General features: G+C 41.7%; 25 protein-coding genes. 2 read left to right on the top strand and 23 right to left on the bottom strand.

All coding sequences use genetic code 11. The features are described 5' to 3' along the window. Positions 1-3: 3 nt before the first annotated feature. Positions 4-1,305, bottom strand: coding sequence for an ABC transporter substrate-binding protein (locus tag RT269_RS11090; protein WP_313182612.1), 1,302 nt, complete (start codon positions 1,303-1,305; stop codon positions 4-6). A gap of 150 nt (positions 1,306-1,455) precedes the next feature. Here RT269_RS11090 and RT269_RS11085 point away from each other — a divergent pair, with 150 nt between their 5' ends. Together RT269_RS11085 and RT269_RS11080 are read left to right on the top strand one after the other, a co-directional pair. Beyond that, complete coding sequence (locus RT269_RS11085; protein WP_313182611.1) at positions 1,456-3,210, top strand: cache domain-containing sensor histidine kinase; 1,755 nt, start codon at positions 1,456-1,458, stop codon at positions 3,208-3,210. Further along, complete coding sequence (locus RT269_RS11080) at positions 3,191-4,606, top strand: response regulator transcription factor (protein ID WP_313182609.1); 1,416 nt, start codon at positions 3,191-3,193, stop codon at positions 4,604-4,606. The genes RT269_RS11085 and RT269_RS11080 overlap by 20 nt, the downstream gene beginning before the upstream one ends. A gap of 247 nt (positions 4,607-4,853) precedes the next feature. Here the strand turns inward: RT269_RS11080 and RT269_RS11075 are convergent, their stop codons facing one another. From RT269_RS11075 to RT269_RS10970, 22 genes are all read right to left on the bottom strand, one after another. Continuing rightward, a complete protein-coding gene (locus RT269_RS11075) occupies positions 4,854-5,213 on the bottom strand; it encodes a hypothetical protein (protein WP_313182607.1) in 360 nt (119 codons plus the stop codon). 264 nt (positions 5,214-5,477) lie between these two features. Beyond that, positions 5,478-5,744: a helix-turn-helix domain-containing protein gene (locus tag RT269_RS11070; RefSeq protein ID WP_313182605.1), complete on the bottom strand. Its 267-nt coding sequence runs from the start codon at positions 5,742-5,744 to the stop codon at positions 5,478-5,480. Between the two features lie 4 nt (positions 5,745-5,748). Then, positions 5,749-7,569, bottom strand: coding sequence for a VirD4-like conjugal transfer protein, CD1115 family (locus tag RT269_RS11065; protein ID WP_313182603.1), 1,821 nt, complete (start codon positions 7,567-7,569; stop codon positions 5,749-5,751). An 86-nt stretch (positions 7,570-7,655) separates the two neighbouring features. Beyond that, positions 7,656-9,089, bottom strand: a complete 1,434-nt coding sequence (locus RT269_RS11060) for a DUF3991 domain-containing protein (protein WP_313182601.1) — start codon at positions 9,087-9,089, stop codon at positions 7,656-7,658. A gap of 32 nt (positions 9,090-9,121) precedes the next feature. Further along, the gene (locus RT269_RS11055) at positions 9,122-9,259 is read right to left on the bottom strand and encodes a hypothetical protein (protein WP_313182600.1); all 138 of its coding nucleotides are present in this window, start codon (positions 9,257-9,259) and stop codon (positions 9,122-9,124) included. Positions 9,260-9,271: 12 nt separating this feature from the next. Further along, complete coding sequence (mobP3, locus tag RT269_RS11050) at positions 9,272-12,013, bottom strand: MobP3 family relaxase (RefSeq protein WP_313182599.1); 2,742 nt, start codon at positions 12,011-12,013, stop codon at positions 9,272-9,274. A gap of 2 nt (positions 12,014-12,015) precedes the next feature. Next, complete coding sequence (locus RT269_RS11045; protein ID WP_104437357.1) at positions 12,016-12,438, bottom strand: hypothetical protein; 423 nt, start codon at positions 12,436-12,438, stop codon at positions 12,016-12,018. Between the two features lie 439 nt (positions 12,439-12,877). Next, positions 12,878-13,819, bottom strand: a complete 942-nt coding sequence (locus RT269_RS11040; protein WP_313182598.1) for a DUF5688 family protein — start codon at positions 13,817-13,819, stop codon at positions 12,878-12,880. Positions 13,820-13,909: 90 nt separating this feature from the next. Then, positions 13,910-14,083, bottom strand: a complete 174-nt coding sequence (locus RT269_RS11035) for a hypothetical protein (protein WP_313182596.1) — start codon at positions 14,081-14,083, stop codon at positions 13,910-13,912. Between the two features lie 117 nt (positions 14,084-14,200). Then, positions 14,201-14,485 carry a plasmid segregation centromere-binding protein ParR gene (locus tag RT269_RS11030; protein WP_313182595.1) on the bottom strand — a complete coding sequence of 95 codons (285 nt, stop codon included), beginning with the start codon at positions 14,483-14,485 and terminating at the stop codon, positions 14,201-14,203. 4 nt (positions 14,486-14,489) lie between these two features. After that, positions 14,490-15,368, bottom strand: a complete 879-nt coding sequence (locus tag RT269_RS11025; protein WP_313182593.1) for a ParM/StbA family protein — start codon at positions 15,366-15,368, stop codon at positions 14,490-14,492. A gap of 35 nt (positions 15,369-15,403) precedes the next feature. Next, positions 15,404-15,754 (bottom strand): DUF6103 family protein, encoded by a 351-nt coding sequence (locus RT269_RS11020; RefSeq protein WP_313182591.1) that lies wholly within the window; start codon positions 15,752-15,754, stop codon positions 15,404-15,406. Positions 15,755-15,802: 48 nt separating this feature from the next. Further along, complete coding sequence (locus RT269_RS11015) at positions 15,803-16,906, bottom strand: C40 family peptidase (RefSeq protein ID WP_313182589.1); 1,104 nt, start codon at positions 16,904-16,906, stop codon at positions 15,803-15,805. Positions 16,907-16,970: 64 nt separating this feature from the next. After that, positions 16,971-17,474: a gamma-glutamylcyclotransferase family protein gene (locus RT269_RS11010; protein WP_313182588.1), complete on the bottom strand. Its 504-nt coding sequence runs from the start codon at positions 17,472-17,474 to the stop codon at positions 16,971-16,973. A gap of 16 nt (positions 17,475-17,490) precedes the next feature. After that, the gene (locus tag RT269_RS11005; protein ID WP_313182586.1) at positions 17,491-18,540 is read right to left on the bottom strand and encodes an amidoligase family protein; all 1,050 of its coding nucleotides are present in this window, start codon (positions 18,538-18,540) and stop codon (positions 17,491-17,493) included. Between the two features lie 37 nt (positions 18,541-18,577). Continuing rightward, positions 18,578-20,407, bottom strand: coding sequence for a VirB4 family type IV secretion system protein (locus RT269_RS11000; protein ID WP_313182584.1), 1,830 nt, complete (start codon positions 20,405-20,407; stop codon positions 18,578-18,580). Between the two features lie 332 nt (positions 20,408-20,739). Further along, the gene (locus tag RT269_RS10995; RefSeq protein ID WP_313182582.1) at positions 20,740-22,122 is read right to left on the bottom strand and encodes a hypothetical protein; all 1,383 of its coding nucleotides are present in this window, start codon (positions 22,120-22,122) and stop codon (positions 20,740-20,742) included. A 280-nt stretch (positions 22,123-22,402) separates the two neighbouring features. Next, positions 22,403-23,161 carry a Fic family protein gene (locus RT269_RS10990; protein WP_313182580.1) on the bottom strand — a complete coding sequence of 253 codons (759 nt, stop codon included), beginning with the start codon at positions 23,159-23,161 and terminating at the stop codon, positions 22,403-22,405. An 80-nt stretch (positions 23,162-23,241) separates the two neighbouring features. Continuing rightward, positions 23,242-23,829: a hypothetical protein gene (locus tag RT269_RS10985; RefSeq protein WP_313182579.1), complete on the bottom strand. Its 588-nt coding sequence runs from the start codon at positions 23,827-23,829 to the stop codon at positions 23,242-23,244. Beyond that, positions 23,826-24,089 carry a hypothetical protein gene (locus RT269_RS10980; protein WP_026889870.1) on the bottom strand — a complete coding sequence of 88 codons (264 nt, stop codon included), beginning with the start codon at positions 24,087-24,089 and terminating at the stop codon, positions 23,826-23,828. Before RT269_RS10980 ends, RT269_RS10985 begins: the two co-directional genes overlap by 4 nt. Positions 24,090-24,168: 79 nt before the next feature. Further along, positions 24,169-24,579, bottom strand: coding sequence for a DUF7768 domain-containing protein (locus RT269_RS10975; RefSeq protein ID WP_313182577.1), 411 nt, complete (start codon positions 24,577-24,579; stop codon positions 24,169-24,171). Then, positions 24,576-25,478: a conjugal transfer protein TrbL family protein gene (locus RT269_RS10970; protein WP_313182576.1), complete on the bottom strand. Its 903-nt coding sequence runs from the start codon at positions 25,476-25,478 to the stop codon at positions 24,576-24,578. The genes RT269_RS10975 and RT269_RS10970 overlap by 4 nt, the downstream gene beginning before the upstream one ends. Between the last annotated feature and the right edge of the window lie 124 nt (positions 25,479-25,602).

Here is a 25,602-nt window from a genome sequence, read left to right as displayed (position 1 = left end):
CTATTATTTGTTCTGCGATTTGAAATTTGTGTAGTCTGTAAAGAACATTTTAGAAGCTTCTTTGGAATTTAAATCACCAGCAATCAAAGACGTACCTACCGTTTTCATCGTACTCCACATTCCATTTGGGAAGCACTCGCGGTCAAATTTATTTAATACACGGATATCACTATATTTATCATAACTTTCCTGAATTTTACTATCCAGATTGCTTGTGGCATTCTTCATACTCACCGGCATTCCACTGCCAGCCGATACTTTTTCAATATTTTCGGGTCTAGCCATGAAGTTTAATAATGCTTTTGCCAGTTTCTGATTCTTACTGTCTTTCCAGATACCATAAGCCTCTTTTTCTCCACCTGTTAAAAATACTTTCGTATTTTCATTAGTTGTAGGAACAGGCATCATAGCAAGAGTTGAGTTTGAATTCAGCGCATAGGCATCAGCCATAGTAGAATTACTTTCCAATGCAAAAAGAACTTGTCCACTTGCTAGTTTTTCAGGAATGGATGTAGGATCCGCTGTTACATAATCTACATTAAAATATCCTTTGTCTTTCAGTTCAACAACAAAATCAAAAACAGGTACAAAGGCATCATCGGTAATCGTTCCCGCTTTTAAAGCCTCTACTTCATTATCTTCGCCTGCAGCCATAAAAGAGTTCAAAAGAATATTCAGCAAACCCGCTGTTTTCCCAGCATCTTTTCCTGCCAGATAAACTGGTGTATATCCTGCAGCTTTTGCCTTGCCGCAGCAATCAAGAAGCTGATCCAGGGTTTTAGGAATATCACAGCCAATTTTCTCAAGAATCGCTGTATTATAAATAATACCGGCTTTATCAATATTTAATGGCATAGTGTATATAGTTCCATTTTTATCACTAATTACAGGAATAATCTCATCATCCAAATTCTGGTACCAATCCTGATCGTTTAGAGTAAGTAAATATTCACTGTACCGGTTTACAGACCAACCATGTGTGGCAAAAACATCAGGAAGATCATTGGCAGCCATTTTGGCTTTCATCAGAGATTCATAGTCTGATCCCTGGCTTGATAAATCTATTTTCACGCCTGGATTCTGATTCATAAAATCTTGAACGATTCCTTCAACAGCCTCATATGTTCCACCAGTTGAATTTGTCATCATAACCAGTTTTCCAGACAGCTCTGCTGCACCTTCCACTGTGACTGATTCTTTAGCAGACTCATTTGTTGCCTCTGCTTTGTTTGCTGAACCACATCCCGTAACTGCTGCAATTGCTAACACTCCACACAACAACCCACTAAACAATTTCTTTTTCATTTGAAATACCTCCTCCTTTTTATATTCCATATCATATCATCATCTGATTTCAATAAAATATTCAATTTCTATTTGTAATAAGCATTTTTTACACTGCCCTTGCATCTGTCTTTTGTATATACTAATATAAAAGACAAAGGAGGGATTTGAATGGACACATCTAATAAGATAAAAACCCTTAAATTCTCATTTTCTCTAATACGAAATTTTTTAATTAGTATGTTTATCCCTATGGCGGCGGTCACAATCCTTATCGCTAATATATATAATAAGAACTATAATCATGATATATTTATTTTAATGAATCAATCCCTGCAAACATTAAGCAGAAATTTAAATACCTATTTAACTGAATTAGATCAGACAAGCCTGATGCCTTATTACAACAATAGTTTTATTATTGCCATCAGCAAAATAAATCAGAAACCCAATGGACCGGATACTCTTGATAAAATTGAAATAGAAAAGGCTGTCGGTAATATGTTGACATTTTCCCAGTATACCCGTAATGACATCCTGGGTACATTGATTGTCTCCAATAAACAAGCTGTTTTTAACAGTACAAGATTAATTAATTGCTCTATAGATCCTACTTATGACTTTTCAAAAGAAGCATGGTATCAGGAGGCAGTCAAAGCAAATGGTAAAGCAATATTTATTCCTCCACATCTGCTCAAATATTATATGGCAGACAATAGTAACTATGTAAGACCTAAAGTGATTTCCGTAGTTCGGTCAATTGTTAACATTAAAACCCGCAAATCTCAATGCGTAATCAAAATAGATGCCAGTATGGATTCTTTTGAAAATATATATAAAAATCTTGAATGGCATGTTCCATCTTTTTTTATCATTACCGATAATGAAAACAATCTGATCTATTCGAATACTGAAACAGACCCAAATGCAATAAGCAATCTTTCTGCTTCTGAAAAAGAAATAACCTATATGAATCAGAAATGGTTCGTTTACCATTCAAATGAGAATTCATATAATTGGAATGTTTATGTCCTCTTAAGTAAAACAGCCATTCATGCCAAAAGCCTTTATATTTATGTTATTGCTATACTCTTTTATATATTAGGTTTGATTTTTGCAACAGTGATCTATTTTATGTACTCTAAAAGAATGGTCGAGACTGTTAACACAATTAATCAGATGACTGAAGAGATAAAGCAGGGAAATATAAACCATAATTATACCTTCTCCAAAAATAACGAACTGCAATTAATGATAGATTCTATCACTTATATCACCTCTTTGCTGGAAGAAAAAATACAGCAGGAATACCAACTGAAAATAGAGCAGAAAGAATTTCAGTTCAAAGCTCTCCAGGCTCAGATCAACCCACATTTTCTTTTTAATACTTTAGGCAGTTTAATTGCACTTAACCAAATCGGTCAAAATGATAAGTTGGGAAAATCATTATTTTCACTTACAAGCATGCTTCGTTATACGTTAAGTTCCACCAATGAAAGCAGTGTGGAACAAGAACTCAGATTTATAAATGATTACTGCGCCTTACAAAAACTACGTTTTCAAAATAAATTGAATTATAACATTAATTACGAAAAAAGCACTGCTCTATATTCTATGCCAAAATTATTACTTCAACCGCTTGTTGAAAACTCTATTATTCACGGCATAGAGCCACAACGAAAAAATTGTTACCTGAATGTAGATATTATCGATTATAAAAATAATTTCATTTTAATAACAATTGAAGATGATGGCATCGGATTTGAGATAAACAGCTACCAATCACACATCGGCCTGTCGAATGTTGAAAAACGTCTGAAATTATTAAATCCACAAAATACCATGAGCATTGAAAGCGCACCTAATATGGGGACAGTTATTACACTCACTCTGGAGGTTAATAAAAATGAATTTCCTAATAGCTGATGATGAATTTTTATCTAGAATAAGCGTACAAAAAGCATTAAATGATTGTGGTATCAGCAATCAAAATATTATAACTGCCGATTGTGGTAATAAAATGATTGAACTATTACAGATACACTCGATTCAAGTCGCCTTAGTTGATATAAAAATGCCAGATATATCTGGTCTTGAGGCCATTAAAAGGTGCCAGGCCTCTGCTCCCGATACATCTTTCTATATCCTCACAGGTTTTGAAAAGTTTGAATACGCAGCAGAAGCAATTCACCTTGGCGTAAAGGACTTTCTTCTGAAACCCTTAGATGTTCAAACATTATCACAGATAATAGAAAGAGAGAAACAAAGTTTAGATAACGAAAAGCAGCATATCAATAACTTTTACTCTGCACAAATTACTAAAATACTGCTTAGTGATAATCAAATCAGCAATACAAATAGCCTGCTATGCTTGCCATATTACTTAACAAGCAACAATATTGATAACTGCGATTTAGAATGTTTAAACCAGGTAACTTTTATATATCCCAATATCCATATTATTACTGTTCCACTTGAAGATCAGATGGGAGTTGTTTTTTGTACAGATAAAGAACAACCATCCTCTGCCATAATTTCCTTCATAAAGGAAACTGTGGCGAAATCCCTGCACCAACGGGAAAACCAGGATCTCACTATATTTAATTTCGACTCTTTTATTTCATCATCTGTTTTAAAACTTACCTTTGACGAATTAAAGGTTTTTTCCTCGATCAGAATAATATATGGCATGCACCGTATATTTACTTATAGTTCAAAAATACAAACTTCTCTTACAAAAGATCTGATCCTCGCGCAAGATTTTACAGAATTATATAACTTATATATGAATGGATCCTACATTGAATTCTCTAATGCTGCACATCGTATCTTGAACGGAATGGAAAATTCAAATATTTATAACAGTAAAATAAAACTTGCAAATATTGTGGTATGGCATACACAAGTTATGCCATTACAAAATCAACCCTTGTCAACAATAAATGATTTTCCAAATTACTATAAAACCCTGGCCCAAACACTGTTGCAAAAAAAGAGCGCTGATCTATTTTCTATTAACAGAGCAATAAATTATATAAAAAGGCATTACATGGAGGACATTTCTATCATCAGCCTTTCTTCTGAACTACATGTTTCACCAAATTATTTAAGTACAAAATTCAAAAAGGAAACAGGAATAAAATTTATTGATTACATTACGAATCTTAGATTATCAAAGTCTAAGCAACTGCTGATAGAGACAGATATGCAAATCAAAGAGATCTCAGCTCAAGTCGGCTATTTGACTACCAGCCACTTCATTCGTACTTTTGTAAAGCAAGAAGGAATAACACCACTGGAATTCAGAAATAAAAATCGATAATTTTGAAATAGTCCAAATACTATTAAGTGCAATTTAACAGAAACGAGCTTAATTTTGAATCAGTCAGCTCCTTTAATGTACGCTTTACCGTAGAAACAGATATGTGAAGCTGCTTGGCCATCTTTATTAGACCAGTTATTCCGATAAATCAGTTCGGAAAACGCACGGCTTTTCAGACTGCTGACATATACCTGTTGCTTTAGTTCGACTTGCTGGTTATCATCAAAAATACTCCTCACATTGGGCATTACGCCCCGGCGATATATTTTGTCATCATCGCTTTATATGCTTTGGCATTGCTCATACCGTCCGTAGGCTCAGGATGGTACTCCAAAAGCAATACTTTATAAAAATCGCCTTGCAGAATAGCGGCATAATCACCTTTTACCTTTTTGTAGGTAAGCAAGCAAAACACAGTGGTGTCCATAGTTTCCAGCCTTTTCAGCAAAATCATGGAGCGCGGGATTTCATAATGCTTTGCGCCGCAGACCGCCAGCAGCATATTGGCGGTTTTGGCGGTTTCGTTTATATTCAGTGCATATCCAATATCATAATGATAAAATTTACGGGCGTTGTAACTATCTATACAATTGTTCTCTTTCTGCAATTATCTTTTCTTAGAATGAGGAGTTCTCTTTCACGGCGCATCACGAACTCAGTCACAGTCCAAAAAAAAGCAGAGCATTCTCTTGGCGGTATGATCTACTTTTAAGTCTAACTGTGTACTTAACCTTTTTATTAATGTACTCTCAAAAATATAATGCGATTATATCATATAAAAGACTGTTTTTCATATTCTTGAAAATTCCTTTTGCATCATTTTCAGCTGCTCTATCTTTTTAGCCTAGGGGAAATAGTCTTTAATATCCGATTATTGCGGGTTACTGTTCAAAAAATAGAGATTGCTGCTCTTGCCTCCATTATCCCGCCACCGCTGCTCCTTTCGAAGGTAGCCGCTTTTCTCCAAATCTGACAATGCCCTCTTAACGGTGCTTCTGGAAAGATTCAGTTCTCTGGCAATGGTACCAATTGCCGGATAGCATTTGCGGTTATGATCAGCCCTATCATGGAGATACATGAATACGGATTTTGCCCGGTGAGGCAACTCAGATTGATACACAGATGTAAAATAGGTCATATTTTCACCTCCTGTCCGAATACTGTTTTTGCTCCATTGGTTCTAAATTTATAGCAGGATTCGGAGTTTGTACGATTCCTCCCGAAGCTGATACCATATCTTTTCTCACTTCAGGCTCTGGTTCAAAAGCGGCATTTCGACGGATGATTTCTTCCTCCACTTTACGGCGGTCGGCATACTCCACCTTTCTTGCGGACTGCTCTGCAATTTCATATGGCTTGCCAAAGGTAATACCCCATTCTAAGAACAGCTTAAGGCAGGTACGCATGGGATAGGCTCCTGTCTTGGTTACAATGAACCTTCCCTTTGGCATGGATTTCAGCTCATCCGGTGTCATCAATGGACGCTCAATCATCTGTAAGGACTGACTAGGGTCATTCTTTCCCCTGCTGACAGAACCACTCATAACAGTCTGACTGCCGAGGGCCTTTGACAAAATCTGTGCCGATTCACTGTTAGGAGCAAAACCGCCGAACACTGTATCCTGGCAATTATCGGTTATAATAGCAGCACCTTCCTTGCCATAGTTTTTCTCCAGCTGTGCAAAGCTCTGGATTATGGCAACAATGGATACCCGCCGGGAGCGGCTGGCCGAGAACATCATCTCTGCCGATTCAATTTTAGGGATGGTTCCAATTTCATCTAAAAACATCATGACGCGGTTTGGCAGCTTACCGCCATACTCATCGGCTACAGAAAGAATTTCCCGGTAAAGCTGCTGAACAATTAGACTGATTATAAAATACTTAGTGGAATCTTCTTCCGGCATGACGAGAAAAATGGCACTTTTCTCGGTGCAAAACCGTTCAGCATCTATGGCAGTGTCAAAGCATAAAATCTGTTCCAGCTCTGAATCTAAAAAGGCATTGAGCCGTGACAGTGCTGTGGATAAAACGCTCTGCATGGCCTGCTCTGCAGAGTTGAGTGCCGCGCCTGCAAACCACTTGGTTTTATGATCGTCAGGCAAATGCGCCAGCAGAAGCTGAAACAGCGTCCTGCCTTTGACACCGCTGGGCGCCAGCAGATCCTGAATAAGCTTAAACACGGATACGATATGCCGCTCCCCTGGCTCACAAAATTCGGCAATCAGCAGAATGACTGAGGTCAGAAGCCCTTCTGCTGCATCATAGAAGAAGGCATTTTGCCCTGCGGCAGCACTGTCGAAACCTCCAGAATTAATAATGGTCTTGGCTGTAATCTTAGCGTACTTTTCCGCTCTTGCCTTGTACGTTATGCTTTCCGGGTGAGCAAGGTACAAATCCATATATCGGTTGACTAGATGGAGCAGGTTATTGCCATCCGAGCGGGTAGGATTTCGCAGGTCAATGACCGACACATGATAGCCGTAATAATCCTTGGCAATTCCTGCATAGTTTCGATAAAGGTCCCCCTTTGTGTCGGTAGTGATAAAGCTCATGCCAGAAGCACAGGCATATTCCAGATTTGGATAGAGAAAGTTGGCTGTTTTGCCGACACCTGCCGCACCAATCATCAGACAGTGAATATCATCGTCATCTACCAGAGCATAGCCGTGATGCGTTGATTTATCAAAGAGTGATGCTTTTCTCCAGCCTACAATCAACCCTTGTGCTTTGGGCATGTTGTTTCCCTGACGCCATTTTTCCGGCTCATATCGAATCGGGGTATAGACCGTCCGAATTTCCTTTTTAGTTGCCCAACGGGCCGTACCATGTTGACCATCACCTACAGTTTTAGATTTTATACCATTTAGGCTGTAATAATGGGCAAGCAGTGATAATGAAGCAAGTATACTAAACATTGTCGTGCCTACGACAATCAAGGTTACTATTTGTGGCATCTGCATCGGTTGCCCTCCGTTTCATTGTAAAAGAAAACCGCCAAGGAAAGTTTCAACTTCTTGAAGGTTTCTGTGTCTTAGGTGATTCCTAGTCACATGCTTAATCTCATATTTGTCTCTTTCTCCTGTTTTTGTTGTAACGCTTGAAACTCCAGTTCTATGAACATTTCAGTTCTGATACAGTTTAATGCCAAACGAAGGTATACTCCACCAAGCTGTTTCTGGTCAGTCTCCGTGCGGATACCAGAAGTATCAATCATTTGGTTAAGCTCAGTCATATCGCCACGAATATCCTCCAGCCTGGAACGAAGCCCTCCCCTGTCTTTATGAACGCTATAATTCGTTTGAATTTTCTTCATAAGTTTATCCGTAGTCACCAGATGCTCCATCTGACGGCACAGTTCCTTTGTTAACAGCAGGGAACACGCCGCCATATATTCTATACATTCTCTTACGGACTCTTTATTTTCCGGCATAATCTTTCCGCTACTTACCATTGGCTTCAAAGCTTGATAAGTATTCTTTAACAGATATCTGATATTCCGGTTGAGACTGATTTTTTCGCATGACACAAGCAATTTCTCACATACTTGCGGAAAAAGTATAATCTTTGGGTGTTCCTCTGAGGGAATTGGAGGCATACCGTTTTTTGCTTTTAGATCCTCATTCCAGTCCTTGTTGATTGACTGAATTACGGTTACATCTATATAATCATTTTCGGAAAGAATCTCCTTCAATCGTGCATTTGCTTCGATCCCAGCTGCGTCATGATCCAGGCAAAGGAATACTTTTCTAAGCTGCGTGTTCTGCCGAAGCTGTTGAAGCAGTGCATGCTCTGAAACTCCATCCAGGGCAACATAGCTGTGTTCCTGCCAGTCTCTTGGATACAGGGTGATAAAAGACAGCATATCTACCGGTGCTTCAAAAACATAGATTCGGTCACTGTTTCCGCTCCAATGAAAACAGAATTTTGGATCACTTCCTTCTACATTGCCCTTATAAGAATCTCCTTTTGTATAGGTACCGCGCTTATGAGCATGACGGGGGATACTATTTTCGTCCATACCTACGAACACTGCATTATGATACTGGCTGTCCTCATAAATGAGCTTTTCGTGGGCAAAAAATGATATTATCTCCCGATCTATAAACCGCTGCTTGATGAGATATGCAAACACCCGTCGCATGTCGTAGTTTTCCTCTGGCAGTGCAAAAACCTTGCGTGGACACGGGGCGCTTTTCTCTGTTTGGTTCCACTCCACGCCGGATTCCCCGCCCAGTAGGAAACATACCGCCTCCGGAAAGCTCATATCATAGAACTGCTGTACAAAATCAATGGCACAGCCACCTTCTTTGCGGGAATGGCGGAACCATTCGTTGCCCCGGACGGTTACACTGTCATACCGTTTCCAGCGCCATTCCCGTCCTGAACGAACCAGCTGTTCTCCCTGGCGCTGGAGGAAGTCCACCAGATCCACTGTATTAGCCTGATGTTTTTGTTCATCGGTAAAATATACATATGCCATCTGAAACACCCCCTTTATCAACGTTTACGTTTTCACAGCGCATATGCCCATGCCGAGTGCAGAAAAAGGCCGCCCGCTGATGCATGGACGACCTTTGACATAATTGAACGGTTTGTATAGGCGGCAGTTTCTTTTTCTGTCTCTGTAATTGCTTCCCCATGGAATACCATACCTCCTTTTTTTTAATAAATAGTGAGCTTTTGTTCATGATCATTCGGAGCGTGCCCCTGGGCAATCTTTTTTTCTCTCAGCTTTCTGCGCAGCTTACTTTCCGTTTGAATACCTGGACTACCAGAGAGTCTTTTGACTTCCTCCTGAAATATCCGACTGATATGATGCAGTAACCTTGTTGTTGCCAAAAACATGGAGGGATTACGGATGGAGTCCAAGTTGTCCAGGAAAAACTGCGCATAAATATTACCTTGTTCTGCTGAGAGAGTGAGCCATCGCACAGCAGCTTCCCTGTCGCGGGGAACCTCCTGTCCCAGCAGATACAGTTTGCCGAGCTGGTATTGGGCGTATTGATTTTCCTGTTCAGCTGATTTTTTCAGCCATTTTACAGCAGCAGCCGTATCTTTTGAGATGCCTTCTTCCTGCAGATACAACGTTCCCAGGGCATACGCTGCATAGGAGTTATCCTGCTCTGCCGAGAGGGTAAATAAATCTACTGCCCTTTGTATATTCCTTTCCACGTAATTTCCGTCCCGATAGAACTTTCCGAGAGCATACTGTGCAAGAGCATTGCCGTTGTCAGACGCTTTTATCAGCCATCGAAGAGCTTTCTCTACGTTAAATTTTCCGCAGTGCACATCCAGATAAATTTTTCCCAGCATATATTGTGCATTGACATTCCCCAGCCGAGCGGATTTTTCCAAATAGTAAATCGCCTCGTCCAAGTTCTTTTTCGTTCCGGTTCCGGTGTAGAGCATCTGACCAAGGCGGTACTGAAGCTTATCATTACGGCTTTGTCGTTCCATCTGCTGAAAACCATGGAAAGCAGCCTTAAAATGCAGCTGCGCTTCCTCAGTATTCCGCGCTGTTCCAATTCCGTCCCGATACATCTTTGCCATCTCATAGTCTGCATAGGGCATACCCTGTTTAGCAGAACTTTGGTACAGTTGAAACGCGGTATTTAAATTATGTTCTACGCCCCTTCCCCTATAATAGAGAACTCCCAAAGAATATTGAGCGTATTTATGGTTCTTGGAGGCTGCTTCCTTAAACCAGTTTGCCGCTTCCACATAGTCCTGTTTCGTTCCAAGCCCTGCTGCATACAGTTTGCCAATGCGGTACTCTACATACCGATGTTCCTTTTTGGCTTCAATCGCCAGAAAAGCAGCAAGCGCTTTGGAGTACCAGACAAAAGCAGCATCTGTATTCATTTCCACACCTAACCCGTCAGTAAACATCCGCCCCAAATCATGCATGGCAAGGGCATTTCCGTCCTCTGCTTCTAGCAAAAATAAGGGCAGAGCCTGTTCAAAGTCCGGCTCTGCGATATCCGTACCATAAAGATAGGTAAGGGCCTGTTTATAGCGGTTGTTCCATGCAATGTGTGGCTTTTTGGGCACTGTACTTAAGGCAGATACTGGAGATATGTTATTAGAATGTTCAGTGGGTGATGATTCAGAGTTATGTCTAGCTCCGGTTTCAAGCTCAAATACTTTTATTTCCCCTTCTTCATCTGTATTAAGAAAAACAGAACTGGCTTCTTCAATTGATTCTATATGATTCATGATTGTTGCTTCCTCTATAATGCTTTCTCCCTCTGGAAGCGATTCGGCATATTCATCTCCTACAAAAACAACCTCCTGATTGCACAACCTGACCGCCTCCGAAATTATTATATTTTTTATCTGCTTGAATTCCTTCTGCTGGGAAAGCGGCACCGGCACGGGAAGGTCATCCTTGTAAGTACGTAGCACCTCGTTTCGCAGCTCCTGCCATTGGACATAAGCTGCCGATACACGTCCATCCTTCGCCAGCTCGTCAACAATCTGGTTTACCAGTTTCTTGATCGGTGCTTTTAAATAGCCATATTGCTTTTTGCCGGTGGTTTGCCGAAGCCGTTCCGCAAGCTGAGTCAACATATTTTCCAAAACAGGATTATCACAATTCCCCGTCTGCATCTGCCTCAGAAGGTCCTGGAGTGTATCCTGACTCTGTGCCGTCAGCGTTTTTCTTCGCTCCGTCTGCTCGGTATAAATCTGGAGCAGATCCTGCTGAAAGATTTCCCTTGCCAGACTGCTTCGCATGGCTTCAATGGCTGGCTTGGTTATAAAGCCCTCACGTGGATCGACCGAATACACGATCATGTGGCAGTGAGGGTGATGTCCTTCATCGTGATAGGCAGCGTACCAGCGCAAATTCTCTGGTACAATCTTTATTTGCTGGGCAAAGACATTCCTCTGCTTACGCAGCAGAGCCATCCACGCAGCAGCATTGTCGTATCCTAACCGGGCAGCATCCTCTCGCCTCAGGGAAATAATAGGTGTCCAGATGTTTCCGGTGTGCGCTGCCACCTTCTGTGCTGTCTGCGAAAGCACCAGCGGAACATCTTCATCGGAGAACAGCCCATGACTGTCCAGTTGTTCGGCACGGGGACGGGTAGCAATATAGTTAACATACACCTCTTGATGTGCCAACTGGTCAATGTTTTGATCCAATGCAGCAGAGATAAATTCTGAGGCATTTTCCATGGTAGGCTTCATTAAATAGTCCTCATACTCGAACAGCCCTGTGGAATCTGGAAACTGCTCCAGAATATCTGACATAAGAAACTTCTGCTTATCTGTGGCAGGACGATTTCGCATCCGCTCTGGAAGTCGCTCTACGCCCTCCCGCGTGGCAATGTAGGTTACCAGATTTTCTGCATGAGCTGCCGTGTTTTTTAGATAGCGGCATTTAAAGATAATTCGGGGCATGGTCAGTCACGCCTTTCTCTCTTCTGGAAGCTGGCTACATTCTCAAAGGTCACGGAACCCACTGATCGCTTTACATCCTCTACACATTTCCCCCTGAGCTTACGCAGGGTATTTTCGTCTACATCTGCAGTGGTGGAGAGGATATTCATCATCATTGACATCTCAACTGCCAGCTTGAATATCAGCCGGGACATACGGCTCTCCAGACCATCCACCATTCCGGTCATGGCTGTGGTGATAGCGGCTGGAAGAAAACGCATCCCTTCTTCTGCGGAGATGTAGCCGCAGTAAAATTTAATTGCCTTTTCGATGAACTCACTTTGACTCTGGCAATTGTCACGCTGGTACCAGTCTGCCACTAGCTGTCTGGTTTCCGGATACATCCACAGAGGGAACTTCTTTTTGTTTTTTGCTTCTTCTGACATGGTAGACCTCCGTTTCTATCAAAAAAGGGCTACAACACCGGTCACAACCCCTATAAAAAGCCTTTGTTTTACGCATTTACCGCTATTGTGGCATTCGCACAACCCCGAAGGCAACCCCAAGGGCATTTTTACGACCCCGGTAAGAAACCGTTTTTCTCCCCGCACTGCGGGGAGATGTGAGCCGGAGCGGGGCGTCCTTGACCCCGCTCCTTTAACCCGCATCATTTTCGACCCCCTGGATCACCCCAGTTTTGGCGGTTCTTACCACTGCCAGGAATTAGGTGTTAACGGTGGCAACAGGGGCTTTTACTGTCTTATGGCGCAACACTCTGCTCCTGATAGATAAAGGCGTTACAGGGGCATACAGGCGGCAACAGGGGGAATCTTTTCTCCATGTTGTTACATGCTTTACTGAGTGGGTAAAATATTATTTATAGCATTACATCTCCAGATGCATACCCTGCTGCATTTCTCCGTCAGATGCCATTGATATACTTCCTGTTTCCGCATCATACCGATAAACTTCATTAGAAAGACGTTCTTCCTCATCAACCTGGCTTTGATTAATATCACATACAATATCCTTTAAATCCTCAATTTCTCTTTCCTTTTCTTCACGAATCACAACCAGCTCATGGATCGATGAGGGAAGAATCAGATAGTTTCCGCCAAGATCCTTTGAAACTGCTTCCAATACATCCGGGCAGAACAGATAAGAAGCTCCCTGCCACTTTTTGCTATTACTCAATACAAACATAAAGCTGTTTTCCATGCTGAGTTGACTCTCTTCTATGGAACATCCCATCATATCCGCAATTACATAGTCCATGCTATGGAACTCATATGGCATAAGCTGCTTCATACTCTTTTCAGCTTGTTCATGCAGCATCTCTGAATCAATATTCCACAACTTTAAATGATCGTTATTGACTAGGACCGTACCAAAAATGCCTCCATCCTCTTCAATTAAATAGCGGTATACAACAGCCAGATCCTCTACTATCTGATGGGGGACAGAGGACAGCAGTTCCCGATTCTTATCAGCATTTATCGCACACATAAACAAACTGTCTTTCAAATTTTCGTAGTCAAACTTATGTATGCCAAACTTCGGTGCTGCTTCCACTGACTGCAGGTATTGTTCTGCAAGCTTCTTTAAGATTTCCTCCATACTGACACCCATGCTGTAAGATTGATAGGCATTATCTAAGTATATCTGCGGAGTAAGATCACTTCCTGGTATCCGTATACTCATTCCATATAACTGAATTCCATTATTTTTTAGCTGCTGACGAACCGATACCTCTTCATTTTTCCATTTCTCAGGCAGATATTCCTTGATATGCCGTTCTACTTCTTCCATAAATTCTTTATATTCCATTGTGCAAATCCTCCTGTTTTTGTAGTTTATACTTTTCACAGCTTTGACGGTTCTGACCACTTTCAAAATTTTAGAGATAAAGAGTAATTCCTATATGTTGCCTGCTGATTCAATACGTTCCTGAACCTCTGCTGGAACATTCTTTTCATAGAGCGCCTGAAGCACAGCCTCCAGTTCTGCCTTTAGTTCTGCGTCATTTCGATACTGCCGCAGAGCTTCCAGTTTCTCCAGTTCGTAATATATTGGGATTAGAGTTGTTTTCATAATTAACCTCCATTTAAGTAAGCCAAGTTGGTGCATTCATCATAAATATCTTAAACAACTGACTATGAATTTGAGCCAAGTTGGTGCAACCTTTCTTCTGAGTTAAACATCAGGATGCTATAAATCCTCAAGTGCATGTATCAGACTGCCTGGAATATCCTCCAGCTGTGCTGCCACAGCCTGCTCCTCTTGTAGAGGAGTAGCTCTCAATGAGAGCTGATTTATTTCCTCTCGAACAGCCTGCCGCACAATTTGTTCCATATGACTGTTTTGTTTAGCGGATAGAATACTGGACACCACAAATTCGGATCGGTGACGGCTGGCCTGCTGAGTGAACAGCCGCTCGGCTTCCTGGTGTCTGGGATCGTCCATATCAAAAGACAGATAGTATCGTTTTCGCATAGTCTTATCCCAGCAGGAGCTTATACCCGTCCGCATTGGCAAACCGGTTCAGCACCGCAGCAATATTAATCTCATTTCCTTGCAGCCGGGATTCCAGCAGTTCTGCTCCGCCGCCTGCAAACACAGTAGGGAGCCTTAAATCCAAGCCCCGTTCCCGAAGAGCGTTCAGCAGTTCCTTGCAGTAGGCAGACACTTCATACTCCACTGTTTCTTCAATTTTCTTACGATCAGTGTGTTGAATTTTCCCTCGGATTGCGTCAGTGATCAATGCTTCCGAAAGCAGAATGCCACTTTTCTGCAGAGCGTCCTGAATGCGGCTATAGAGGATGATAGTTCCCAAACGCAGACTAACACAGCTTGCACGCTCCAGCTTGAAACTATGGACTGTGAGAACATCCACCGTATAACCGCCGATGTCAACGAGGGTAATGCTTCTGTATTCCTGCAAACGAGGATAATACCGGCACAGTGCCGCATGTCCCTGGGCGAACACTTTACAGTCAGAAATACGACATCGGTATGCTGTACCTTCGAACTCAAAGGACACATTTTGTAGAAAATACCGCCGAAACGCATCTTTTTGTGTACCATAGCTGTCAATGGGAAGCCCCACACCCAGCATAATATCTGTATCCGTTACTCCAGCACGTTTCATAGCTTCGGCAATGGCTGGCAGGGTGAGAATAAAAGTATCCTGCTCCATTGTCTTATCCTGCTGAAAGCGCAGTCGTCGCTCTCCGATGGCGTAATAGCTGCCTTCATAGAACAGCTGAAGCTCCGGTGTTAAAAACTCCCGGTCGCTTACAGTAAAGCCGGAGGCATAAAGCATACCTTCTGAGGATTTTGTATTGTAGTTTCCATTGTCTATTCCAAGCTTTATCATGACAGAAACCTCCTTTTTCTTTTCTGCATTTATGGTTACATCCCCATTGTCATACCCGGCGTTTCCTCCTGAGAATCCTCTGATGTTGTTTCGGATGGCACGTGTTCTGTCTGTGTCTCTGCAGCTGCCTGCTCCCTCTGGCGTCGATTCTGACGAACTGGTCGTTCTCTTACAGAGGATGTATCCTGGCCTTCCTGCGGCGCAGACACCTGCTCCATGCGACTCTCCACATATTCCCGCACTTGCGCAGGAACTGCTTTTTCATAGGTTTTGTCCAGATAATCCTTTAGCTCCTGTTCAATGGTAAGTTCCTTTTTGTCCATGAAAAAACGGAGTGCTTCCAGTTTTTCCGACGGAAATGATACCTTTAGTTCTGACATGCTCATTGCTTTTCCTCCTATAATTTTTAATTTTATTTCCGGCTATCACGGTCTTTATTGTGCCGTATTTTTCGCATAAGGTCTTGCATATAGCACCTGCTTGTCAGAATCAAACAGGTCCCGGTACACAACCCGTCCTCTGGAAGATGAGGCGTCCACTACTTTGCCATTGCCGGCATAGATGCCCACATGAGTAATATTGAGATAACGACCGTTTACTTTGTGGCTCCAGAACACAAGATCACCTGGAGCAAGATCGGCTTTCGAAACGGTCAGACCATTGTTGACACAATATTTTCCCTGCTCGGCGGCTGTACCAGGAAGATTTACCCGAAGCTGACGGTATATCCACTGTACGAGATAACTACAGTCGGTATAACCTGCCTGACCGCGAAGTTCCTGTGAGTAGGGATCTCCCAGACGGGACAGCGCAAGCTGAACAGCCTGGGAACCAGTTTCTCCGGCAGTCAGATCATAGGTCGGATTGACAAACTGTTCCGGCAGCCAATCCGACCACTGATCAAATCGATCTCCTTCGCCTGCTGCGCCGGTTCCATATAAGGCCCGGTAATAAATTTCTGAGGCATTTGCCTGATTTTCGTAAGAAATCCTGCGCCCGAGTGTACTTTCTAAATTTCTATAAATTACTGGAAGGGAAGTAAGCGGCACCGCTGCGATGTAGGTCTCCTCATGCTCCACTCCGTCCTCATCCGACCATGTACGAGTGCGTTCCTCGTAGCGAACGAAGCAGTCAATAAATGACTGATAATCAATTCCTCGCAAGGATTCAGCGCCGAAATACAGAGAATAAAAAATAGCCTTAACCTGTACAGGGTCAAGACTTCCATCCTCGATCATTAATGTGATTTCAGCAATAATCACATCCAGCTCCGAAAAACTTTTACGCATATCCTCAATATATTCTTGATAATCCTCCGGTACATTACCTGAAATAACTCCGTTATGAAAGGATAGCTGAACAGCGGCGTTGTTATGGTTCGCAGTTCCGGACAAAAGACTGGAAATCATGACAATAATCAGGATAAAAGGTGTTAAAATCGCGGCAATGAGAACACCCACCGCCTTCCAGGTCCGTTTATCTGCAGCTGCCATAATTGCTGCCTTTATCGCTAGAGTAATCGTTACAGGATCAGCCATGGCTGCACCTCCTTTTCGTAAACATGCACACGGATTATCCCCAAAGTGCAGTAAAACTTATTTTTTACCACCACTTCTGTCCGAGCAGATTCCCCTGCTGCAGCTCATACTGTTCCTGACTCTGTGCTAACTGAATCGATTTTTCCACTGCCTGTTCCAGAAAGTCCGTATCAAAATTAGCTGAGTGATAACCCTCCAGAATGGTATTAAGATAATAATCAGAAGGGCCCCCAAACGGGCGCCCATCATTCATGATATACACCATGGCTTTTACTGATCTGCCGCCCAACTCCACGGGAAACAGCTCCTTTCGGTAAAAATTTGGATATCCTTCATACCGATCAAGAGCAAGCTCGTCCTGGGGACGAATTTTCCACAAGAGAACCGGAACCCTTGCACCAATAAGAGGCTCCACAGTTGCAACAGCACTACTGCGACTCCCCCGAAACAGCATCTCATAATCTTTCATTTCACTAGTGCCTATCACCTCGGCAGTAGGGCATCGATAGGCCATTTGAGTAAGGTTTAAATTACTGCCATAAGCAATATATAAGGTTTCTTTTTTCATTTAGGCATTCCTCCTTCTACATGGACATAGTAAGACCGGGGCTTTGCTCGTCTTCCCCGGCCTGATTTGTTTCGTATTCTGTAACTGACTCCGTCTGCGCCGAAACGCTCTGTTCCTCTTCTAAATTCCGTTCTTTTTTCTGCCGTAATCGTTCTTTCTGCTGCTGGGCCTGTGCCGGGTCACGCCAGGCAATACAGCCATCCAGATGTTCCAACAGATGCAGCCTTGCAGTTTTAAATTCATCTCCAATAAGACCAAGGCGCAGCAGCCAAGTCCGGAATGTATATTTTTCGTTGGTGGTTTGTGTCTTGGTTCGGCTGGCACAGCGCTGATTAAGAGCCTGTGCCGAAATCGCCATACATAACTGAATGTACGCTTTAATCTTGCCGGCATGGGTAGTGCTGTTGAATAAACGGAACTCCACCGTACCCTTCTGGAATACACTGTGCAGATTTAAACAGTGGTAGCGGCTGTCATGGTAATGCTCATGGCTGCCATCCCCGCCGTCATACCAGATGCTGCTGACCTGATCCAGCGTTTTGGGTCTTCTAGCGTTTAGTTCCTCCAGAAAGCGGCTATCTACCGGCTTACACCATCGGTGCTGTCTGTCAACAGTCACCTGCAGAGCCTTATAAATCATATCCTCCTTGGCTGCCATTATATTGGTGATATTCCTAAGCGTGTTAGCGTCAAAAGGTGATGCGTCTACATGCACATGAATGCCGCAGGAGCTGTTGGTAATTGCACCAGCCTCCCGAAGCTTGCGGATTAGCTCCTGTACCGTTTCGATGTCCTCCCAGCGACAGATAGGGCTGACCATCTCGGTTCTGTATTCACTTGGCGCGGAAACGATTTGACGTCCGGATTTTTTCTGTGCAGTAATACTGGAATCACTCATAAACTTCCATTTACGCCCCTGAGAATCCAGCGCAGAATAGGTATCATAACAAGTGCCGTCGTAATGGCTGGCAGTTCCAAAATATTCCGCCGCAACCTTTGCTGCCTGTTCACGAGTCACGCTGGTCATCTCAATTTCAATGCCAAACCGCTGTTCCTTCATGTCCATGAGTTATACTCCCTTCGCCGTATATTCCGGTCGGTCATCAGCGACCGCCTGCCTTTCCAAACAGCTTTGCCTTATGCTCTGGTGCATGAACCATCAGGTTATAGCGTTCATTTCCGCATTTATAGAGGCACACACCCTGCTGGGGATAACGTATGAGCTCAAATTCGGATTTCTCCAGCTGGAGGGTATCCATGTAGAATTTTGCATCAATGGAGCCTGCATTAAAAAGGAACTGGTGGGTCGGAATGGAGAACAGGGGCTTGGTCAGCTCTCGGATATGCTCTACATTAAAATCCTCCAGATTCTGCGAGGCAAGAATAACGGCACTTTCCTTTTTACGTACACGTTTCATGAAGTTGCGGATATATTCAATTGCGGTCAGGTTGGTCAGGAACAGATACAGTTCATCAATGCTGGCAGCGGTGTTCCCAGTGGTTAAAAGCTCATTGCTCATATAGGACAGTACGTTGAACAGTAAGGCGTTTCGCAGATTTTTACTGACATTTAACACACCCTTAACACCAAAGGTTATAAAATCATTGCTGGTAATGTTGGTATGACCGTTGAAAAACTTAGACTCCGCTCCTTTGCACATGGAATGGAGTCCAAGACATATTTCCCGCAGAGAATCTGCTGTATAGAGCTGTCGGTGACTTTCATGGAAATTCTTGTATTCTGTCTCGATATAGTCGTACAAATCAGAAAGAATGGGATAATCCGTATGCTTTAAACGGTCAAAATTACTTCGGTCGGTGATACCCCATTTTTCATAAAGCCTGCCAAGCATGATTTCGATTGTGTCAATTTCTCTGTCGGTAAAGTCCTTATAGGTACGAAAAAAATCCTTTAAAAAGCTGATGTGCTGACTGAGCTTGCTGGTCTGCCGGAATGCCTGGGGTGCCTCTGTATCTTTTGGGTCTCCGGTTTCATCCCAGCTTTTTGGCTCCAATACATTGATAATGAATTCGCCGGATATAAGGTCAATGAAGCATCCACCAAGATTGAGAGTCAGATCCTCATACTCCATTTCGGGATCTAGTCCAATGATGTGCATACCGGATTCCCGCAGGTTACATAAAATCAGCTTAAGAAGGTAGCTCTTGCCTTGACCGGAATTTCCAAGAATGAGGATATTAGCATTGGTTTTGTCATCAGCACGGCGGTTAAAATCCGCCAGAATGTTACTTCCGAATTTATCTCTACCAAGGTAGAAGCCGTTGGGATCGGTCTTGCCGGAGTAATTAAAGGGATACAAGTTTGCGACCGAGCTGGCAGGCAGCACCCGTTCAAACTGATCTCCGAACACGTTATAACCAGATGGCATGACACATTGGAAGCCCTGTTGTTGACGCAGCATCAGCCGGTCCACGTTGAGCTTGCTCCGGATGAGTTCGGTTAAAACCTCCGTCTGTAAGAGCTTCAGCTGGTCATAATCATGAGAGGTCAGTTCTATATACACAGCAACATGAAGCAGTGGTTCCCGGCTACGATGCATCTGCGCCACGATAGTCGCAACATCCTGCAGATTACTTTCCGCTGTGACCGTCTGCTGTAAATCCTGCGTACTGGTACTTTGCATACGGTTTTTATTTGCAGCATTTGAGATGATCTTCTTTTCCTCTACCGGGGTAACATGACGGGTATAGAGGTGCAGCGTCACACCGTCCTTTTCACCAAGATGACGGAGGATAGCCTGTTCATCAGTAGCGGTTGGGTACTCGCGAAGTGCCCACACACATCGGTAGGTATTGCCGCATATAAAGTGATCAGTATTAAACTTGACCACCGAGGGCGCAATCATATCAAGAAACTCCTGAATTCGGATATCTTTCTGCAATATACTTTCAGGATTGCTTTTTTTCGACATGAGCAAACTCCTTTCGTTTAATTTAAATCAAAAAAAACGCCACTAAAAAGTGACGGATTGCGGTTGCAGAATATTAAATTGGTAAAGAGAAAGACCCCCATTACTGGAAGTCTTTCAGACTGTAGACAAAATCATTTCATAAATATACTTACCTACATCTTCAATAATTTTCGTTTTTAAAAAATTATTCTGTAATAAATTACGAGGCAACACAATTAATATATAAATGTGACGCTATATAATCTACAATTTTTCTCATATTTCCAACTAATGCTGGTATTGCTAACTTCCCATAATAATTATTTCGTTTCTCGTATATAGAAATCATAGATTTACTTTAATAAAAGCTTTATGAAACAATGAGACGACTTTTGAGTTACTTTTACATTGTATCCATGTCCGAAATTTTCTAAGGCTACTATGTGAGTCTGGTCTGGTCTGTGAGCAGTATTATTACCACATACAACAGCAGTCGCATTGCTTTTAACTTTTAGCGCAGAATAATTCATAACTGAGCCATGATGAGGAACTACTAAATTATCATATCCTATAGTTCTCTTATTCCAGATGACTGTTTCAATGGCAGAATATGGAATATCACCACAAAATAAGTTTTCAACCTTTCTTTTTCTTTTTTTATTTTTAATTTCTATAACTAATCCCCCACAATTTTCTTTACTAATGGAATTTTTCTTCTTGTTTTCACCTAAATAGAATGATATTGTTGAATTAAGATAACTTATTTTAGATAATTTTCTAGCAATAGTATTTCTTTTGACTATTGTCAATTTTCCTTTTTTTGTTAAATACGCTGCCAAGCGCTTTGCATTTATTGCATGTGCTTTTACTATTTCCGGTGCAATCCAAGGACATTCAAACAACGAATCTTGTGCATATACACAGCCCATAATGTGATCATCATCCCAATGAGAAAGAAATACTGCATTGGGTATCACATTTTTTCTAAAATATCTTATAGCACTGCCATAAATAAATCTTTTATCGTTCGGGTGCTGTTTTGAATGATATCCTACATCATACAGCACATTAAATTTTTCAGATCCTTTTTTTCCAATAATATTAATCAAATTGCCATTTCCTACTTTATAAACATTTGAGGACAAGAAACGTACTTTGTTTAACAATAAATTCAATTCTTTTTGGACATTTTTATCTAAGCTTGGATTCACTATTCTATAAGTATTATTTATTTCATTAAGAGTTACAGGTGAAAGAGTTGAATCAGATATATAAATTTTGTGATCTCGATAGATAACAGCACTTGCGCTACTTTCTATCGCTCCATGATATTCTTGCCAATCATCATTGTTGTTCTTGTAACTTAAACTAGCTTTAAACCATTGGTTCCCCATTTTTTTTAATTTATTATATATATTGTTATTATTTCGGGGGCCCATATAAATTATAAAACTAAAAAAATAAGGTCTATAATCTTTGACATTATCATTTCTTGAATCACTAATAAAAGATTTATCATAATCTAACATGCTTTGACTTAAAATTGTTAATTTTGCAATTCTACTTAAGTTATTCTCTTCATAATTAATGTTAAGATCTTCTTTAAATTCATTTATACATACCCAAATCTCTTCATAATATACTTTATGAAATATATTTTTAATCTTCTTTTCATGACTTTCAGATCTTTGAATACTACTTGCTGTTTCATATGATATGGGAATTTCTTTTTCCATTGTAATCCTCCATTATGTATAAATTCAAACCAATAAATACCATTTATACAAATTAAATTTGTTACAAACCATTATACCAAATCTTAACCTTATAGACAATTAAAACTGCACCTCTTAACAGTCTACTTTTACTTCATTAAATTCGGATTTGCTTCAAAATTGCATGTTTTTGTGTTGTAAATAATAAAATGTATAATCATAAGTGATTATACATTTTGTGAATTCCTTAATATACTTTGTCTACAGTCTGAAAGCCCCCCATTACTGGAGGTCTTTCTAGTTAAAGTTGTTGTTGCTGTGTTTGTCCGTGTGTAATTGCCATTCCAAGATAGCGGTCAAGCTGCTCTTCCTCTAGGGATGCAATCATATTGGAAAATGGTTTAATATCCCGTTCAACTGCATAAGCTTCCAAAACATTAAAATATTCCAGACGGTTTTCCTTCGCGATAGATATTGGCAAAAAGCCATGAGCCATCAGCTGATAGTTCATGATTAATCTAGAGGTTCTTCCATTTCCATCGGCAAACGGATGTATTCTCACAAATTCAGCATGTGTCCAGGCTGCAAGCTCAATAACATTTTCTATTGCTGTATCCTGCAAATCCATATAAAATGCTTTTACCTGACGATACATCTCGTTAGGACTTGGCGGAGTATGGGAGGCACCAGAAATATAAACATCTACGTTCCGATATATTCCTCCAATCATAATATTCTCCATTAAAATAGCATGTAAGTCCTTAATAATATGCTCGTCCAAAGGCTTTTTTTCTGCGATACAGTCTTTTACATACTGATAGGCTTTGTTATGATTAATGACCTCATAAATTTCTCGAAGTTTTTTTCCACCTACAGACAGCCCTTCCTCCAATACCACCTTAGTTTCCAGAAGGGTAAGTGTGTTCCCTTCAATTGCTGTAGAATTATGTGTATATTGTAGTTCAAATTGCTGTGCGTAGCTTTTTACCGTTATTTCAGGGAGTGAATCTTTAATTTGTTCATAGTCATCTCTCTTTTGAAGTAATACTTTATAATCCAATCTATCCACTCCTTTCTTCTCTATTCCTAATATGATATTTTACCATGTTTTGGTTATTTATTCAATGCAAGACTAAGATATTAATCACCAAGTATAACCCAACGCTCACCGTCATAATCCTCAAATTTTTCGGTTGTAACATTCTGTTCAAAATAGACTGCCAGTAATCGCTTAATATCTTCCTTGCCAGCTCGTTGTGCAATGAATCCCTGCTCCCGCAAGATTTTCTCTATGCGATTTAAATAAGGGAAAACCTCGCTTTCCTTTTCGTTACAAAGCCGTATGATAACGAGGAATTCCCTCGCTGTTGCCATCTGCACCTGTATACGATCAAGGTGAATCAGATCCAACTCCAGCAACTTCCGCACAGCCGGTTTATCTTCCTGATCCATACGGCTTCGCAAAAATCGCTTATTATCCTCGTAGCTCTCCCGGCTATTGAGACAAAGGAACTCTAGCTCGGCAAAGCCTTTGAGAACAGTCATCAACGCATATATACGAGCTGATATACTTTCTTCTGATAAAACAGAAATATTTGTGGGCTTAATCATAAAATATACCAGACGATCGCTCCTGTAGGTTTCAAGACAATAATCCATAACCTCTCTGGTTCCAATCAGTTGACGGGTGACCTGACACTGTCTTGTACTTTTCTTTTCTTTACTCATTTTGGATACCCCCATTCGTAGGTCTGCTGTTTCGTTAAAAAGAAAGCACAGGAATATTTAATAAAGTCAAGGATGCTGATATCATCAAAACGTATTGTTAAAAAGGCATAAAGGGCGGTGATCACAATAGGTGGCAAAAGCCACAGCTGCACAAATGCAAACACAGATATTAAAAGCCCCACTCCGATGATGCCAATATCCCGCAGCTGCCACAACCAGAGTGTGGCCCTTGATTTTAAGTTATCGGGATAGATGTACATGCGTATTCCTCCTTTCTAAATCTAGTAAATAGGCGATTCCCCGGAGCACATGCTCCACACAGGAAATCGCTACAGTCCATCATATAGGCTGCCGAGAGTTAACGGCTTTATCAATATCGTATTCCGGTGGATGGCCCTTCCTCTGGCATAAATCCTTTCTTATTTTGCTATGCTCCATAATTTCCTCTTCTGATACTCTCCTAACTGGTATACCCAGCCGTTCGGCCTCTTTAAGCTCGTAAAGCATTCCGGTGATGATGTGGGAACCGCACAGCCATAATTCCTCACATGTAATGAGTATCCGAAGTCCCATTTGAATTCCAATTTTCCGTTCTTTAGGAACCATATCATCCAGCAGCTGAGGATAAATCAGATGCACCGCCACCGGGGCACAGTTCTGGGAGATGGCATAGTGGCAGGCTTCCTGTGCAAACCTTATATTTCGTTCAACCTCACCTGCATAGGGGGGACAGATATATACCAGCTTCATTTCGCCACCGCCTTTACAATGGTCTTTGTAATATTCATGGCTGTCTGCCCTGCATAGACAGCACCCATAAAGTTGGCTTTCGTACTGGTATCCAGCCCGAAAGCTCCGGCGATCCGGGGAATTTCTCCTGCTGCCAGCATCAGACCTAACCCCAGCAGAGCATTATCCTTAATCACCATCAGACCAGCAATGAGAATGGTTGCCTGTAGAAAAGCAGTCAGGCACAGACCTACAATCTGCTTACACCAGCCAGTAAAACCGTCAATGTATCCACGGGGAACAGAAAACATATATAGACTTCCCACTGCAATCTGAATGATCAGGATTCCTCCGCGCTTTAGATTTGCAAAAAACACCTTGATTACGGCATAGCCCATCATAATCAGGATAAATAGCATCATGATGGGGCTGGTGATTATGCCCAGCCCACCGAAAACACCAAGGCTGCCTGCACTTTCAAGGCTGCCTGCTGCGGAAAGCTCGCTTATAATGTTGCCTGCAAGAGTGTTTAACCCGCTTCCAGAGCCGGTTATGCCAGTTGCCAGGCTGCTCTGCAGAGAAATAGACAGCTTGTAAAGTTCTACCGGAACTGTAGAAAACAGTCCTACCGCCATAAAGCCCTTAATAGCATTAAGAGCAGTATCTCGGATACTTCCTCTTCCGGACTGATATTCAATCGCACATTCAAACATGGACACTACCAGCCCGGTACCATAGAGCGACCAAGACAGGTAAACAAAGAACAGCACAATTGACTTAACCCAGCTCATCTCAAACAGATCCGCACCCATACCCCCCATGGCAGAAAAGAAATTTCCGAGAAATCCTATAATCTGACTATAAATCCAATCAAGAATCTGACCCAGCACCGTATCGGCTACAAAGTCCCATATGAACATGGCATCACCTCCAAAAAAAGAGCCCTTTCAGGCTCCTATCAATACAAATTAAGTCAGTTTACATCTAATTAACTTCCATTTCATTAAATTAAAAAAAGCCCTCCAAGAGATTCGGAAAGCATTA

It is taken from the genome of Lacrimispora sp., assembly GCF_032078915.1.
In the GTDB taxonomy this organism is placed as follows: Bacteria; Bacillota; Clostridia; order Lachnospirales; family Lachnospiraceae; genus Lacrimispora.
Note: the sequence above shows the minus strand (reverse complement) of the source record. Positions and strands in the feature narration are given on the sequence as shown.

Coding starts and splice junctions, on each gene's coding strand:
- RT269_RS11090 (WP_313182612.1), bottom strand. CDS start 1,305: ATGAAAAAGAAATTGTTTAGTGGGTTGTTGTGTGGAGTGTTAGCAATT.
- RT269_RS11085 (WP_313182611.1), top strand. CDS start 1,456: ATGGACACATCTAATAAGATAAAAACCCTTAAATTCTCATTTTCTCTA.
- RT269_RS11080 (WP_313182609.1), top strand. CDS start 3,191: ATGAATTTCCTAATAGCTGATGATGAATTTTTATCTAGAATAAGCGTA.
- RT269_RS11070 (WP_313182605.1), bottom strand. CDS start 5,744: ATGACCTATTTTACATCTGTGTATCAATCTGAGTTGCCTCACCGGGCA.
- RT269_RS11065 (WP_313182603.1), bottom strand. CDS start 7,569: ATGCAGATGCCACAAATAGTAACCTTGATTGTCGTAGGCACGACAATG.
- RT269_RS11060 (WP_313182601.1), bottom strand. CDS start 9,089: ATGGCATATGTATATTTTACCGATGAACAAAAACATCAGGCTAATACA.
- RT269_RS11055 (WP_313182600.1), bottom strand. CDS start 9,259: ATGGTATTCCATGGGGAAGCAATTACAGAGACAGAAAAAGAAACTGCC.
- mobP3 (WP_313182599.1), bottom strand. CDS start 12,013: ATGCCCCGAATTATCTTTAAATGCCGCTATCTAAAAAACACGGCAGCT.
- RT269_RS11045 (WP_104437357.1), bottom strand. CDS start 12,438: ATGTCAGAAGAAGCAAAAAACAAAAAGAAGTTCCCTCTGTGGATGTAT.
- RT269_RS11040 (WP_313182598.1), bottom strand. CDS start 13,819: ATGGAATATAAAGAATTTATGGAAGAAGTAGAACGGCATATCAAGGAA.
- RT269_RS11035 (WP_313182596.1), bottom strand. CDS start 14,083: ATGAAAACAACTCTAATCCCAATATATTACGAACTGGAGAAACTGGAA.
- RT269_RS11030 (WP_313182595.1), bottom strand. CDS start 14,485: ATGCGAAAACGATACTATCTGTCTTTTGATATGGACGATCCCAGACAC.
- RT269_RS11025 (WP_313182593.1), bottom strand. CDS start 15,368: ATGATAAAGCTTGGAATAGACAATGGAAACTACAATACAAAATCCTCA.
- RT269_RS11020 (WP_313182591.1), bottom strand. CDS start 15,754: ATGAGCATGTCAGAACTAAAGGTATCATTTCCGTCGGAAAAACTGGAA.
- RT269_RS11015 (WP_313182589.1), bottom strand. CDS start 16,906: ATGGCTGATCCTGTAACGATTACTCTAGCGATAAAGGCAGCAATTATG.
- RT269_RS11010 (WP_313182588.1), bottom strand. CDS start 17,474: ATGAAAAAAGAAACCTTATATATTGCTTATGGCAGTAATTTAAACCTT.
- RT269_RS11005 (WP_313182586.1), bottom strand. CDS start 18,540: ATGGACATGAAGGAACAGCGGTTTGGCATTGAAATTGAGATGACCAGC.
- RT269_RS11000 (WP_313182584.1), bottom strand. CDS start 20,407: ATGTCGAAAAAAAGCAATCCTGAAAGTATATTGCAGAAAGATATCCGA.
- RT269_RS10995 (WP_313182582.1), bottom strand. CDS start 22,122: ATGGAAAAAGAAATTCCCATATCATATGAAACAGCAAGTAGTATTCAA.
- RT269_RS10985 (WP_313182579.1), bottom strand. CDS start 23,829: ATGAGTAAAGAAAAGAAAAGTACAAGACAGTGTCAGGTCACCCGTCAA.
- RT269_RS10980 (WP_026889870.1), bottom strand. CDS start 24,089: ATGTACATCTATCCCGATAACTTAAAATCAAGGGCCACACTCTGGTTG.
- RT269_RS10975 (WP_313182577.1), bottom strand. CDS start 24,579: ATGAAGCTGGTATATATCTGTCCCCCCTATGCAGGTGAGGTTGAACGA.
- RT269_RS10970 (WP_313182576.1), bottom strand. CDS start 25,478: ATGTTCATATGGGACTTTGTAGCCGATACGGTGCTGGGTCAGATTCTT.